The 15,792-nt window shown below is 34.9% G+C and carries 11 protein-coding genes and 2 pseudogenes; 2 read left to right on the forward strand and 11 right to left on the reverse strand.

What is annotated here, in order from left to right; all coding sequences use genetic code 11:
* Positions 1-221: pseudogene (locus BMX79_RS09020) on the forward strand (transposase); the annotation flags it as partial.
* A gap of 337 nt (positions 222-558) precedes the next feature.
* Here the strand turns inward: BMX79_RS09020 and BMX79_RS09025 are convergent.
* The 5 genes from BMX79_RS09025 to brxF are packed head-to-tail and all read right to left on the reverse strand — an operon-like array spanning position 559 to position 9,686.
* Positions 559-1,272, reverse strand: coding sequence for a hypothetical protein (locus BMX79_RS09025; protein WP_091481838.1), 714 nt, complete (start codon positions 1,270-1,272; stop codon positions 559-561).
* 12 nt (positions 1,273-1,284) lie between these two features.
* Positions 1,285-2,748: a BREX-3 system phosphatase PglZ gene (gene pglZ, locus BMX79_RS09030; protein WP_170231020.1), complete on the reverse strand. Its 1,464-nt coding sequence runs from the start codon at positions 2,746-2,748 to the stop codon at positions 1,285-1,287.
* 11 nt (positions 2,749-2,759) lie between these two features.
* Positions 2,760-5,486, reverse strand: a complete 2,727-nt coding sequence (locus tag BMX79_RS09035) for a DNA methyltransferase (RefSeq protein ID WP_091481842.1) — start codon at positions 5,484-5,486, stop codon at positions 2,760-2,762.
* Positions 5,487-5,493: 7 nt separating this feature from the next.
* Positions 5,494-9,216: a DUF6079 family protein gene (locus BMX79_RS09040; RefSeq protein WP_091481844.1), complete on the reverse strand. Its 3,723-nt coding sequence runs from the start codon at positions 9,214-9,216 to the stop codon at positions 5,494-5,496.
* Positions 9,217-9,227: 11 nt separating this feature from the next.
* Positions 9,228-9,686 (reverse strand): BREX-3 system P-loop-containing protein BrxF, encoded by a 459-nt coding sequence (gene brxF / locus BMX79_RS09045; RefSeq protein WP_091481847.1) that lies wholly within the window; start codon positions 9,684-9,686, stop codon positions 9,228-9,230.
* Between the two features lie 344 nt (positions 9,687-10,030).
* On the opposite strand from brxF, the pseudogene BMX79_RS09050 reads away from it, so the two are divergent.
* Positions 10,031-11,074 (forward strand): annotated as a pseudogene (locus BMX79_RS09050) (site-specific integrase).
* Between the two features lie 59 nt (positions 11,075-11,133).
* On the opposite strand, the gene rpsI reads toward BMX79_RS09050, so the two are convergent.
* The 6 genes from rpsI to BMX79_RS09080 all read right to left on the reverse strand — a co-directional run bounded on the left by rpsI (position 11,134) and on the right by BMX79_RS09080 (position 15,751).
* Positions 11,134-11,526: a 30S ribosomal protein S9 gene (gene rpsI / locus BMX79_RS09055; RefSeq protein ID WP_091266415.1), complete on the reverse strand. Its 393-nt coding sequence runs from the start codon at positions 11,524-11,526 to the stop codon at positions 11,134-11,136.
* A 13-nt stretch (positions 11,527-11,539) separates the two neighbouring features.
* Entirely contained in the window at positions 11,540-11,983 is a 444-nt protein-coding gene (rplM, locus tag BMX79_RS09060) for a 50S ribosomal protein L13 (protein WP_091481849.1), read from the reverse strand.
* A 391-nt stretch (positions 11,984-12,374) separates the two neighbouring features.
* Positions 12,375-13,085 carry an energy-coupling factor transporter transmembrane component T family protein gene (locus BMX79_RS09065; protein ID WP_091481852.1) on the reverse strand — a complete coding sequence of 237 codons (711 nt, stop codon included), beginning with the start codon at positions 13,083-13,085 and terminating at the stop codon, positions 12,375-12,377.
* Positions 13,082-14,545, reverse strand: coding sequence for an ABC transporter ATP-binding protein (locus tag BMX79_RS09070; RefSeq protein ID WP_177165393.1), 1,464 nt, complete (start codon positions 14,543-14,545; stop codon positions 13,082-13,084). The genes BMX79_RS09065 and BMX79_RS09070 overlap by 4 nt, the downstream gene beginning before the upstream one ends.
* On the reverse strand, positions 14,538-15,125 hold the full coding sequence (locus BMX79_RS09075; protein ID WP_091481857.1) for an ECF transporter S component: 588 nt from the start codon (positions 15,123-15,125) through the stop codon (positions 14,538-14,540). Before BMX79_RS09075 ends, BMX79_RS09070 begins: the two co-directional genes overlap by 8 nt.
* Positions 15,125-15,751 (reverse strand): YkoF family thiamine/hydroxymethylpyrimidine-binding protein, encoded by a 627-nt coding sequence (locus BMX79_RS09080; RefSeq protein WP_091481860.1) that lies wholly within the window; start codon positions 15,749-15,751, stop codon positions 15,125-15,127. The genes BMX79_RS09075 and BMX79_RS09080 overlap by 1 nt, the downstream gene beginning before the upstream one ends.
* Positions 15,752-15,792 lie beyond the last annotated feature (41 nt).

Here is a 15,792-nt window from a genome sequence, read left to right on the forward strand (position 1 = left end):
AATACTTTAAACATCAAGCCAAAGCACACCTGGAAAGCGATTATGGAAAACGGATCTATGCACAGCGAAAAATTGACGTAGAAACTGTTTTCGGTCGGATGAAAGGTGTCTTTGGCATGCGACGGGTTCATGTCAGAGGGAATCAAGCCGTTCATAATGACATCGGCTTGATGCTTATGAGCATGAATTTAACGAAACTGATCCTCGAACTCCGAAGAAAAGGCGGACATCCTTCTACATCTTCAGAAAAAGGAAAAAAGAACAATGAAGGCCATCTAAAACCGACGGTTTTCATTGTTCTTTTTTTGTTAAGAACTGGTTTTTTCCCAGCCCCTTTTTGTACTGCAGTATTAAGTTTAAGCCGCAAGGGCTCCAACAATTAACGTTTTGAGAATTCTATGATTGGAAACGAAGAATACTCAATACCTATAAATCCTTTTATATCAATAATTACTAAACATAAAAATACTTACTCGATGATAAAAATCCATTGGTTTGGATAAAGTTAACACCAATTAACACCATAAAATAGACTAGTCATTCTTTAAAATATTACTCTTATGATAATATCGAAATATAAGTATCAAGTCTGTCTTCAATAATTTCAAATTGAGAAGATACTATATCTTCTTTTCGGATTAAATATCTAAAAGGAAACATAGATACATGATTGTTAATTTGTTCAATAGTTAATGAATCACCAACGTAATTTTGTATAACTACAAGTACCAAGAGATTTAGTTGAAACTCATTACTAATCTCTAATAAGTTCTCCTTAAAAACATAATGATTCTTACTACTTTCTTCTGATAATATCTCCCAACTCTTCAAACCATTTAAAACAGCATTGACTCCCTTATAAACTGACTCTGCACTTCCATATGAATTTCTCATTTCAGATAAAATTATGCTAGATTTAAAAGTATCAGACATTTTTAAGTACTTCCCAACAAAGGTGGTCGTTTCACTAAAGAATGGAAATGCTAAAGAAGTCATCAAATATTGATAGATAATCTTATCATTTTTATCTGATACATTATATTTGGCTAATACTTCTTTTTGAAAAGTAGATGGTTCTTTTTTACCACCTGACCATACTCTAGTTAAATTATTTATTATCTTTCGGCGACCTTCCTTACCTTTAAACTCTTTGGCTAAAACATCATCTAATATTTCAAATGTATCAGATATCGAATACTTAACTAAAAGCTTAGCTGTTAAATCTAAATGATCAAATCTCAATGGGCGAAATAAACCGACTGTTTTCCTCATTCTATTCATTCCTTATGTTGTTACTTTAACAAATGGTACATATACTTCTTCAATGCTTATCCCACCGTGCCCGACAATTTTATCATTTTTAGTGATAAATGCATAATTTTCTTTCGCAATTAAAGGATAATAATTCTGTGGTAAAAACTGGCTATCCCAATTCTCACTTACTTCAAAATAATCTTCTCTAGTTCTATTTCGTATACTTTTATCATCATATACTCTGACTCTTTCCCCTTTTGAATTTGCTAAGACACCTTGGTTAATCCTTCCAACACCTTGGGATTCGATATTTCCATGATCTGAAGTTATATATACTTCAAAATCATTCTCAATCAAATCTTTTAAAAATGATACTAAGAAGTCTTTATTCAACCAATAATTTAATTCAGAATGAACTGACCATAAGCCTTGTTGAGCAGCATGCATAAATTTGTCTATACTATCTATCACACAACCAACAATTTTTTTATTTCTTAGTATATGTTGTAAATCCATTTCCAAATAATTATCACTTCCTAGAGCCCTTTGATAAAAAATATCAGACTTGTCAAACCCTTTACCTATCCAGAAATCCTTCCATTGTTTTTCTTCATAATTTGTTGTATTAATAGTATCTCTAAAATTCAACGGTGGCTTTCCAGAAAAAATAGATTGTCTTGATACTGAAGTTATCGAAGGAATCCATGCTAGAGTTGGAGATACTTCTGTTTTAAATTGATTATTTGTAAGATAGGCGTTTATTATATTCCACTGAGTAAAACTCATTCCATCCATTACAATTAATGCCTTTTTCTGATTATAGTCACTATGATTCATAAAATCAGGAATTTGATGAACCATTTTTGGTTTCGGATATGGTGGTAAGGAAACTGTTTGATCAAAATTTTGAATTAACCACTTCTGAAATTTTGAATTAACATTATTAATACTTGAAATTTGCTTTTCATTTAAGGTATTATCCTCACTTCTCCATTGACCGATGATCATAGCTACTAACCCAAATGTTGAAATATCATTAGCTACAGGTAAAACGTATTTTTCACTATTCTCCTGTGATTGTCTTTTTGATAACACATTCTTAGTTTCCTCATAATTTAAAGTTTTATTTTGAAATGAATCAATGTGAACTAACTCAGGTATCCCGATACTATACTCTTTCATTGCTGAGTAATCCAAAAATGTTATTAAATCATTTAAATTAATTTGTACCTGAAAAGATTTAGCGTATACATCGTAAGGTATTTCAGAATAATTATCAGTTCGAATAATCAATGTATTAGTTCTCTTATATTTATATTTAGTTTCATAGGCATATCGAAAAATAATTGGATCAAGAAAATCAACATAGTCAATATTGTTCCGACTAAACATATCTATTACACTCGAATCATCTAAAATTTTATCTGGATCCTCCACAAGATATATTCCTTCTGTTCTAGGAAACATGTTTTTTATCTTCTCTTCCCAATCCACCATGAAACCTCCTAAATATCTAATCTCATTAATGCGTGAGTGTGGAACATTAATAATTTATCATCTTCTTGAATAATTTTTTCTGGTAAATATTCTGCTACATCTACAATTTTTTGATAATCTTTTTCGCTCCAAGCCTTTTTAAAACCTGCTCGAATAGCTTCAGAACGAAAGAGTTTTAATTTTTTCTTGGTCCCACTAACTTCTTCTACGTAATGATTAAATTCTCTTAACAAACTCTTTTCTCTTAATTTTTCTAAATCGGCTTGTTTATTTGGATCAGGAACATACCATCTATTTTTAGCCTTACTCTTCAGCTTATCATCTTGATTTTCTAAACCACGCATATCATGATAATTTTTTCGTAAATAGGTAGTAATTTGATCTGGCACAACATCTTCACTATCATATAACAAGAAATTTTCTGCCAAAAGGTTATCTAGTTCAGGTAGCTCCTCATGTTTTGCAATATATTGAATTTCTTTCATAAATTGAGGATGAATATCCTGTCTACTTTGTGGTTTTTTCATTAACTGTTGACGTAACCATTCAATTGCACTGCTCTCATCTGAAACAAATAATGACTGTTGCGAAAATTCTTTCGCTAAGATTCTTTTCTTATCATATTCAGCTACTTGAGACTCTAAAAAGACCATTCCATCTCTCATAACATATTTTTGAGCGACTTTTTCTTGAAAATCAGCTGAAGAAATTGGAACTGCCATACCCGATTGAACGTGATATGCAATCATTCTATCAAATAATATTCTAGGCGTTCTCTCAGTAATAATAGTTGCTTCTCCACGTTCCCCATCAAATACAGGTAGCTTTAAAAGATGTTGATCTATAAATAGCCAAGCCGAAATTTCACTTCCATTGGCTTCTTTAATTTTCGATATATTGGTTTCTAAAGGTTTATATGCTGAGATAACTAAATCTTGTTTAACAGCTGTTGTAGTCGTAACTGCTTTAAAACTCCCCTGTTGCTTATCCAAAGCTGAAACATTAGCTATAATAAATCCTGATTTCTGCATAGCATCTTGTATTGCATTCCAAACACTTGCTTTAGAATTACTAAATTCAACAGTAATCCATTTATTAGGTTTTAATATTCTATAATACTCTGAAAATGTAGCTGTTAATAGTCTTAAATATTCATCCACCGCTTTATTTTGTTTTTTACTAATTATCGTTTCTTTATCTGTATTAGTTTGTAATTTTATCCATGTTTCCCACATAAAACTAAGTTCTGAATACATTAAATTAGCTCCAAAGGGAGGATCTGTAAAGATATAATCAATACTATTATCATTTAGATTAATTTTTGTTGAGGACTGTGTTGAAATCATTGTATTTCTATTTTTTATAATAAAAGCTTTTTCAAATTTCTTTAGTTTATTTCTATAAGCATCAATTACATTAGACTCACTTACAAGAGATCCTATGTACATAGTCCCACTCATTGGATTATATGGAAATGATACTCCAGGTCTAAACCTATTCAATTTTGATATATTAATTAATTGACTAGTAAATAATAATAATAAAAAATCTTTATTATTGGAATTATTTATTTTTTCTCTCAAATCTGATAGTATGATTTGAGATTTTTTAAAATATAATTGATTCACATTAGTTATTCCTAGCCTTCTAACTCTGGGTATCTCGTCTCCATTAGGGATTTCATTTGTAGGTAACCAATTTATAATTTCTTCTGAATCAATTTTTTTGAATAGTTCAATATCCTGGTTTGTCGCTCTTTCCAGTATTTTTTCCCCATTATAATTTGTATAATTCACCAAGACTATTACCCTCTTAGCTTCATTAACAATTTTATCAAGAGTTGGCTCATATTTCTTTTCAAATGCACGATCTAATTTATTCTTAGTTAGTCTTGCTTTACAATTAGGACACGCAAATTCTTTCTGTACTTTTCCATCATCATCACTAGCTGCATCAAAAAACACGATTTCTTCACTACAACTTGAGCATACAAACACATCACTCCATACCCAATAATTTACTTTAAACTCCCCTTCTTCTCTGTGAGTTATAAAGAAATTTTTGTATTTTTCTTCCAAACTATTTAATATAGTATTGGCTTCTTTCAAAAAAGATTCAATATCAATAGGTTTATTCAAACAACTAGAAATAAATGTCGCTTGTGTCGATAAGTCTTGCAATAATACATTTCTTTCGCCCATATTTCCTACAACTGCTCCAGAACTATCGACCACTCGCTTATCTTTTAAATCATATCCGAGTTCTCTCACTTTAGATTCTATATTTAAATAACTAGACGCAACCCCAGTCATACCCGATCCAGAAAATCCATCAAATATAAAATCTTCTGGCATAGTATAATGCAGCAAATATCTCATTATTGCTTTTGGAGGAACTTTTGTATGATACGTATGAACGTTATAAATGGGTTCGTTTTTCCCTTCACTAACATCTGCAGTGTATGGTTTTAACTCAGTATAGGCTTCATCAATTTGTTTATTAGAAACAAATTCATTCATCCATGGATTTGGACAAGCTGTATAATACGGCGGATCGGATAATTCAATAATATCTTCATCTTCACCAATAGGAAATCCTTCAATATCTTTTAAGTCAGGTAATTTTTTACGCAACTCATTTCTAAAATACTCTCTTCTCTCATCATCATCCTTAAATGTCATTCCTAAACATTCAACAGGTTTATTCTCTTTTTCAAATAATGAACCTTGATCCATAAAATCATCATCCTTTATACATTATTCTTACTTTATCTTTATCTTTGCCATCAATAGCTGTCTCTATTAATTCACGAATTCTACCTTCTACTTCATCGACACTCATAGGACTACCGTTCCCAAGCATTTTTATAATATCTTCTTTAGCTATCTCTACTTTTTCAAACCCATCAAAAAGGTTCTTTATCATATCTATAAATTTCTGATCCAATGGTAATGGAAGTTCTTTGTTAGATATTAACAATTCAACGGATTTTTGCTCATCATTGGTTAAAAGAGATAATCCTTCTTGGATAGAATCCTGTTTTAAATTGTCTACTAAAATATTTAGCCAGTTATCATAAATATCAGTTAACTCATCCATTGCATTCTCAATGATATCTCTTGAATCACGTCTATCTGCACTTAATAAAAAATTACAATGTGGGCAAGTCGGACTCGTTTCTAAATCCGTTTTCTTTAATTGATAACATGTTTTTGTTTTTTCCAGATTTTCTTGCCAAATATTTAACTGCTCTCCTGGTAGTAAAGATATACTTGATTGTAGGCGTCGAAGCATATTTAACTGTGGGGAGCGTAATATTTCTTGTTTTTTATTATCTTCAGTCGCTGTTAGTCTTGATTGTTCATGAATTGTATAGTATTGCGTAATATACTCTTCCTTTAATTGACGTAATTCAGAAAGATTAGACATATATGATTGTCCATCAGAAATATTTGAACGTAATTTAGATACAGTATCATCAATAGTTTTAGACCAATCTGAATTTTGTCCATAACTATATTTTGCTTGATCAAGATAATTTACCAATCGGCTCACTTCATCTACGCTTTTTTTCAATGTAGTTAATGCTTCAATAAGCTCTTTATTTTGTTTTTGTTTTTCAATCTCAGAAATAGACACATTCAAATTTTTCATTTTAGGAATACTATTGTAGCGTAGTAGTTGTTCACAGAATAATTTAAACGACTCTAACTGATCTGCATATTCACTTCTTGTATTATTATCTAAAACATCTAAAGCCCCAACAAGATATCCTATTGATAGTTGGCGTTTCACTTTTAGTACTTCTTCAATAAAAATATTCAACTTAGAATTCATTCGGCGGATTGATCGTTCTAATATTTCTTCATTATTATTTGGAGCTGATTCACCAAATAAATTTAAAATTTCATTGATTTCTATTAAAGGCAGTCCTGATGGCTTTTTAATATATGAGAATTTAGTTAACTTCTCCATAGATAATACTGCAAATTCTGAAAAATTCATTGCTGTATATGTTGTTCCATCAATATTGACTTCAATTTTCCCTGTACTTAACAATGCACCTAGTAAAACAACAACTAATTCAGGTTCCAAATCAAAGGATTTTGATAAGCGACGATCCTCAACTCCACGGACAGCATTGATATTAAACAATTCATCATTGTTTAACACCTTACTATTCCCTTTAATTTCCAATGTTTCAACTATCCATCGTGCATAACCTGAATTCATAACAGAATCACTCGTTATCGTCTTTTGATTACTTAAAAGAACTAATCCTTCTAAAATTGATTCACCTTGAATACTGTTTCTACCATTTATTCTTTGTAATGCATCAGAAGCAACTACTGTAAGATTGTTACTTGAAATAAACCCTGGTTTATAATTTCTAAATCTAGGATATTCTGGATATTTTTCAGAAAAATGTTCTGCAAGAAATTCTTGTGCAGAAAAATTAACTAAAGACCTGACATTATCCTCTTGAGGTAAAAACATTCCAAAATCACTTAAGTATCCTGTTTTTCCTTTATAAGTTATTTTAAAAGCATCCACAAAGTGATCTGTTAACCATCTATTCAATTTTTTAAAGTAACTATCAATTTTGTCTTTATACAGTCTTTTTTGAGCTGAATTTGTTTCGTTATATAATTCATTGGCCGCAGCATAATTCAATAGAATTACTTTGAAATTTTTATCTTCTGAACTGAGTTCAAAAAAAACTTCATCTGGTTTCATTTCGTCCTTATAATACACTTTTTCAAAGGGTCTTAGCATATAGACATAAAAATCTCGTTCAGGTTGAGCTGTAGATCTTTCATTAGGCGATCCAAAGAAAAGATATCCTCTTCTCATTACTCTGCTTTGTTCCCATGGTATTTCATGCTGCCAAATACGATAGCCTGAAACGTAAGTGTTATCATCCAATGCAACAGCATTTTGTAGAATTTTATAATAATAACTATCTAAAGTAGCATTTTCTATGATTTCTGTTCGCTCACTAATTAAACTCTCAATATCAATATCTTTCTTTAAATCGAGATAGTATTGTCCATTCTCTTGGTTTACTGAAATATACTGATAACTTACAGTTTCCATAATCATTTTTATTGCAACAGATACACTTGTTTCTAAAAATGCCGATGGATCATCATCCTCTAATAAAAAATCTAATTGTCCTGGAATTACAAGAAATAGATCATCTTTCAAAGTTGATGCTGTTAATCCCACAGGACTGTATATATCATCCATTGTTAGTCTATTCAACGCCAACCCATTAATGACCTGAAGTGAAACATCTTTATACATCTGCCCTTTACGATCACTAGGAAATGATGAATTGACTTTATCTTTTAAAATGGCTGTTTTTTCTAAAACTTCTCGAACAGATGGTATGGTTTTATTAGATGGATCCTCTTCAATAAAAGACCAATAATTATCATATGCAACTACTCCTGTACTATCCACAGGTACATCGTGATCAATTATTTTCTGAATTTCCATAGTAATGGTTTTTAATGCTACTCGTTTTTCAATATTGTGAACTTTCTCAAAAGCAGTTAAGTAGCTAGGATGAATTGGATAAAGATCCACAAACTTATCCATATCTTCAGCTAGTCTACTATATAATTTAGTGAAACTAGTTAGATGCTCCCTAACAAGAGCTTTTTGCTTCTCATCTTTCTTTAGAAGTCTTTCAGATATGACATATGAAATATCTTCTTTTACAATTCTTACTTGATCAAAGCGTTCTTTTACACGTCTCAAAGAATCTGCTACAAAACTAAATCTTGGGTTATCAAAAAGCATTTCTTGAATACCCGCAATAAATCGAAACCTCGTATTATGTGCAATTTCGCCAACTTCTCGCAAAAATCCTAAATCTAAAGTTAACTCTTGCTCTTTTCTACCTCTTAAATAATCTAATAACTCATCAACTACTAGCAGTAATCCTTTATCAGGATATTTTTCATTAAAAATTGACATCATTTCTAGTAAAGAATTTTTATTACTAACAATTTGATCGGCATTAGGAAATTCGAAAGTAATTCCTAGCTCCAATAAACCAAGTTCTAACTGCTGTGTTATTATTTCACGTAATGACATTTCTGTACTGCCTATTTCAAATCGAATAACTTTAAATTTCCCTTCAATTTCCTGTGCTTTTTCAGCAACAGCTTCATTTTGAAGGTGCTGACTTGAATCACTATACTCAGCAATTGTAGAGATAACACTCATTAAATGAGATTTACCACTTCCGTAATTACCTACAATCATCAATCCTTTATTATCTGCGGGTTTGGAAAATTGCATCTGATTAATAATAGTATTATTAATTGTATCAGCCATTCTGTCGGATATAACAAAGGTATCTAATAAGTGAAGAGCTCTATTTTTATTGTTTGCATCTGTTAATTGGATGACTGAATCTATCGGTTCAAAATTAACTAAATCTCTATATTTCATTCTTCATTCTCCTAATTGATAATCATTTCATTTTTATTTATCTGTGATTCCTGATATTCAATATGTTCTGGGACTGCATAAACTAATCTATTATTTTCATAAGAATAACGCCAAATAACAATAATTGTTTTATAACGACTCAGCTCTCTAAATAATTCTATTGGTTTAACTTTTAATATTGGACTAAATAATATCTCAAAATTATCAATAACAATAAACTTTTGAGGATTATTTCTAATAACTTCAGTGATAATTCGTTGTGTTTTTATAGCTTGTAATTTAGAAGGTATATCCAATAGTTGTTCTGATACGATTCTATTGATATTAAGTATGGAGGAATCTATTTCTTCAAAAAGATGTTTAATCTCGGTATTATTATTCCATAACAAAACCATGAATCGATTATAATCTAAATTCTTTTCTTCTATTTTTTCTTCAAGCATCTTTACTAACCAATCAATATCTTCCATCCAGCCACCACCTATAAGATTTACTTTTTAAACCACATATAGCTATTATAGCATCTATACTTGACTATCAATATAGGTCAACTGAACATTTCAATCAATGTATTTGTTGATATCTAAAAAAATTTAGTTTACATATGTATCTCCGTCAAACACTACTTATCTTATCTTTTAAATATTTTATTAATAACAGCTGGTACTGATAAATCATCAAAAAGAATAAGCTACTTAAATTCATAGATAATCACTGTGTAAAATAATCCTATTATTGATAAACAACGATTCATATATTCTATTATTGACTAGTCTATTTTATCAATTTTTCTATAAGAAAGAAGGCTGGTAAAATGGCAACAATTACTAAAAGAAATAATTCATATCGAGCAACAGTTTCACTTTATAAGAAGGGAGAATACAAGCGAGAAACAAAAACATTTAAGAATAAGAAAGATGCTGAATTATGGACTCTTGAAATGGAATTGGAAAAAGGACGAGGAAAAAATATTGCAGAACGTTCTACCCTATTCACTGAATTTTATCGTACATGGGTAAATACTGTTAAGAAGAATGATGTTCGTGAAGCTACATTCATCAATTACATGCGAACTATCACAGTTATTGATACACTATTTGAAGGTATTAGGCTAAAACACCTTGATGATATTGTCATGCAAAAAAAATTAGATCACTACGCTGAAACACATTCCAAGAAAACAACTAGAGAACTGGTACTCAAAATCAGAGGTTCACTTAAATATGCTTATGCAAGAGGTTTAATTACAAATGACTTCGGATCACTTCTGAAATCAAAGGGACAAGAACAAGCCAAAAAGAATATTGCACTTTCTATCACCGAGTTCAAAAAATTAAGGCAATACTGTATTAATCATCAAGAAGATGAATTCAATGTCCTTGTGTTGTTAGCTTTAGAAACTGGGGCACGCAGAGGCGAATTATTAGGAATACGAAAAGAAGACATATTTGATTCTGGTATCTACATTAGACGTTCTATCAGTCCCACTAATAATGACACTCAATTGAAAACAAAGCATTCGAAACGTGATATTTCTATTAATAAAGACGTTTATAACTCTCTTATCACATTAGCCAAAAGTAAATCAGAATATATCTTCAACTGGAATAGTTTCAGGCAATCTCAACAACTTCAAAAATTACTTTAACAGTTAGATATTACAAAAACTACCTTTCATGGTCTAAGAGATACCCATGCATCTTTTCTGTTTTCAAAAGATATCAGTATTGATTATATCTCTAGAAGACTTGGTCATAACTCAATTTTAACTACTCAAAATTATTATCTTGAATTAATGCCAGAAAAAAAGCACCAGCAAGATGCTGATGCTTTAAGTCTATTAAACGATTTATCATAACAATTAACACCAAACGACACCAAAAATATGGTTGAATCGTTGATGTAACAATATTTTGATTAACGTTTTGAGAACTGTGGAGATTTACGCGCTTTTTTAAGACCTGGTTTTTTACGTTCTTTCATACGTGAATCACGTGTAAGCAGTCCAGCTGCTTTCAGTGGAGAACGGAAGTCAGGATCTACTTGTAGTAACGCACGAGAGATTCCGTGACGAGCAGCGCCTGCTTGTCCTGAGAACCCACCACCGTGAACGTTGATAGTGATGTCGTAGCTGTCTACTGTATCAGTGATAGCTAGTGGCTGTTTAACTACTAAGTGTAGGTGATCGAAGTTTAAATATTCAGAAATATCTTTACCGTTAAAAGTGATTTTACCAGAACCTGGAGTCATGATAACACGAGCTGTAGAGTTTTTACGACGACCAGTTCCGAAATATTGTACTTGTGCCAATGGATGTCCCTCCTTAAATCAAGTTTGTGATGTCTAGTACTTCTGGCTGTTGAGCTTGGTTCTTGTGCTCAGGACCAGCGTATACGTGAAGTTTTTTAATTTGTTTGCGTCCTAGTGGGTTGTGTGGAAGCATACCTTTGATTGACATTTCAATCAAACGTTCCGGTCTTTGAGCACGGATCGTTCCAGCTGACTGTTGAGTCAATCCACCTGGGTGTCCAGAGTGACGAGAATAAATCTTGTCGCTGGCTTTCTTCCCTGTTAGTTTAACTTCTCCTGCATTAATTACGATTACGTGGTCACCAGTATCAACGTGTGGTGTATACGTAGGTTTGTTTTTACCGCGTAGGATAGATGCAACGACAGTTGACAGACGTCCTAAAGGAATATCTGTAGCGTCGACTACATACCATTTGCGTTCGATGTTGCTTTCATTCGCCATAAATGTTGTACGCACGATCTTAACCTCCAAATTTTCTTTTCAAGAATCAATTTTAAATTAGCTGCTTTCCATCGCTTCTAAGTTCCGTTAAAAGTAATAAGAAAGACTCTCTGTTGTTTGTTCCAAAACAAGTTTCCGGGGCTTATCATGGTGGCAAACAATACCATCTGATATAGTACCGTGAATGGCGGGAAAAGTCAATTGATTTTGAAGAATTAATCATTTTATTTTCAATAGGTTTATAGACCATCCCTACAACTGGCCCTTCTCCTGCCATCCCTTGAAAGATCTATCGTTCACACTTTATCTATTATCTACCTTATTATAAAAGAATTAAGAAAAAGATGTCCACGAATGACTATTAAACCACTCATGAACATCTCTTCTATTGATTTGGCATGAAGCATTAAAAAACTACAAATCCCAGTAAAGCTATAGCTATAGGCAGCCCAACCATAAACACGATATCCATAGGCTTGACTGTCATCTTCAGCTGCATCACGCGGTCTTCATTGAAGCCTTTGGACTCCATGGCCAGTGACAGACGCTCGGACCAGCGGATCATACGGACCATCATCGTGAACAAGGGCTTTGAGTCAAAAGGTTTGACCGGGATATTTCTGACCTGCAGCGCGAGTTTTGAATTGTCGTATTCTCTTCTGATCAGTGAAGTCAGATTGACTGCAGTAAAGATCGCATAGCCCATTTTCATCGGCATGCGTGCCTGCTGGATAAAGCTGGCAATCAGTTCTTTAGAATCAGTCGTCAGGCTGTAGCTGATGCCCAGCATCGCAAAAGCTAGTACTCGCGACCCGAGGTTCAGGCCGTTGATCAGATCTCTCCCACTGGGAAGAATCAGATCAGTCTGACTTGAGCTGAACAAGGCCTGTTCGGAGCTGAAAATCCAGCCGGTAAAGAAATAGCTGATGGAGACGAACAGAATCGGCACCATGATTTTCAGCAGGCGTTCAGGCGCAGCCCGTTTAGAGGTTGTAACGAAAATCAGTCCCAATAAGGTGATGGTCAGGTTGACTTCCCACTGAAAGGTCAGTCCAAGAATCAGGGACCCTAGAAGGATGCCCACGGTCTTGGCAGTTGGATTGATAGAGTCGATCATAAAACCTGTTTCACCTTCTTTTCTCTGATTTCATAAATCGTATCAGCATAAGCATCAACGAGCTGTCTGTCGTGACTGGTGAACAGGCAGGTCATCCCCGCTTCACAGAGCTCGCTCAACTTGTCCATGATTTTTCTGGCGTTGGCTGCATCCTGGCCGTATGTCGGTTCATCGACGAGCAGAAGCTGCTGCTGACCCACTGTCATGCAGACAACAGCCAGTCGTCTCTGCTGGCCTTGGCTGAGGACCCAAGGGGATTCATCTGCCTTGTTGTCAAAGTGATGATGTTCAAGCAGCGCTTTTGCCTGCTCGGCTGCCACCTCTTCTTCTATATCATCCCATGCGGTCAGGCTGAGGACCATTTCATCCATCACCTTGGTTTTAACAAATTGTAGCGACGGGTCCTGAAAGACCAGTCCGATTCTGGAATAAAGGTCAGCTGACTTCATGTCACGGATCGACTTGCCTTGGATACGGATATCTCCTGAGTAAGGGGAGACATTTAAAATTGAACGGAATAAGGAAGACTTTCCGATTCCGCTTGGCCCGACTAAAGCAGTCAGTGCGCCTTTTTTCAGTTCAAAAGAAGCCTCTTCGATCAGTGTGTTAACGTGAGTGACTTTTCTGAAAAAGGACTGCCGGACAGTCTGCTCGTGATAGACGGAGACCTTATCCAGTTCAAGTACTGTTTCATCAGCGTTCGGTCTTTGACGGGAAATCATTGCAGGATCGATAACGACTCCGGCTTCGATTAGTTTGTCCCGCTTGAAGTCTGACGGCAGATGTGTCAGATCGATCAGCTGGCGGGTTGTATCCATCAGAAGCCAGCGGCCTACCCAGTTCCATCTATCAACATGGTGATCGATGATGATCACTGCTTTGCCTTGTTCGGACAGGACTTTGATGTAGCTGACGTAATCTTCTATTGTCTGCTCATCCATATTGGCAAACGGTTCATCCATAATATAAAGCGGCAAATCCGACAAATTTGCACAGACAAAAGCCGCTTTCTGAAGCTCCCCTCCCGACAAATCGTCAAATGACCGGTCCAGAAGATGGGTCAGGTTGAAATGAGTGGCTTTCTGTTCAATAATGTCATCAATACGCTCTGAAGGAGTCCGTGTATTCTCAAGACAGAAGCCCATTTCTTCTCTCAACGTCTTCATGCTGAAGGAGAGACGCGCATTCTGGAAAATAGTCCCGACTTTTTCTAAACGGTCGACGACAGACTGCAGCTGCACGTCTTCGCCGTCTATTCTGATGTGCGACACCGTCTGTTTCCCGCCATATTCTGGAAAGTAGCCATTGATCAGATTGGCTAGCGTACTTTTACCGCTCCCACTTCTGCCGGAGAGCAGAACGACTTCTCCTTTATCGATAGTTAAACTGGCAGATTCGATCAGCGGCTGTCCATTCAAGGTAAAGGTCAGATCTTTTATAGATAAAGCTGGATCAGTCAATGGCTTCACTGGCTTTCAGGTTATGATTCAAAACGCCGGCATCATCCAGCTTGTCACAGATCACCTTGGAAACATAGCCTGTAAAGAAGAGTGCACTCAAGAGTCTGATGACAAAAATCGCCAGGACGATACGCCAGTCCATTGCCAGATAGTTGCTTCTGAATCCTGTCCAGATGAATGACAGAATCGTCGCGGACAGAGCCGACAGCATGGTTACTTTATACGAATAGTTTTTATATTTAGTCAGAGCGAAAGGAATCTCGACACCTACCCCTTGAATGAAGGCAGAAATCAGGACCATGACGCCGAACATGTTGCCTAAAAGGACTTCAATCAGTGCCGCGATGACTTCAGTGACGATCCCAACGATGGGCTTTCTAATCAAGTACGTGGTGATGATCGCCGCCATATACCAGATTCCGTAAAACGGTTCGTATCCAAGCACTCCGAGTCCAAGAGGGGTTAAAACCGTCGTAAGGGCCGCTCCAGCATAGACAGCCAGTAAAAAGACGATTCCAAACACAACAGCGATTAGGGACATTAGTAAATAATCACGCAAAGTTAATGGTTTTCTGTTCATTATATGTCTCCCTCCGGTACGTTACAGTGCAAGGTGAATTGACTGATGTAATGACTGACTTCACTGCCGACTGTGTGCGACACATATTCCAGATAGTCGAAGACATCCTGTGCGCTTCCGCCCAGATTCGTTCCGTAATGACCAGAACCTGTGACCACACCTCTGTCGATCCCTTCGTTGACGACTTTGGCAATGGTGGCCATATAGTTGTCAGATCCCATTGGGTAAAGTGCAAACTTCCCGATCACCGGAAAATCAATTGCTTCTGTTTCGGCCTGATTGACTCTTGGATCGTCAAGTTCCAGTGTGTAGTCACTGTCCGTATCTCCGGGACACCCTTTTGAGATCGTCGATTCGAGAGTCATATGAACCCCTTCCTTGTAGGCATATAAAAAGGCAGCCTTCAGTGCATCGAATACCGCTTCTTCTTTCCCGCGGTAAACTGTTGAAATATGATCGGTCTCCGCCCAGACTTTCGATAGATCGACCTGCTTGATCGCACCTAAAATGATCGATTTGAAATCGTCACTCATCGGCGATAAATTGAAACGTGCGCCTGTTATTTCCAAAGTGGAACCAGGCTTTCCGACTGAACAATTTCCGTAGTTGACATAGTTTTTCTGCATGAAAAAAACTCCTCCTAACGAAAAAAATCCATAGGAAAGAG

Source organism: Alkalibacterium pelagium (assembly GCF_900109325.1).
Taxonomy (GTDB): domain Bacteria; phylum Bacillota; class Bacilli; order Lactobacillales; family Carnobacteriaceae_A; genus Alkalibacterium; species Alkalibacterium pelagium.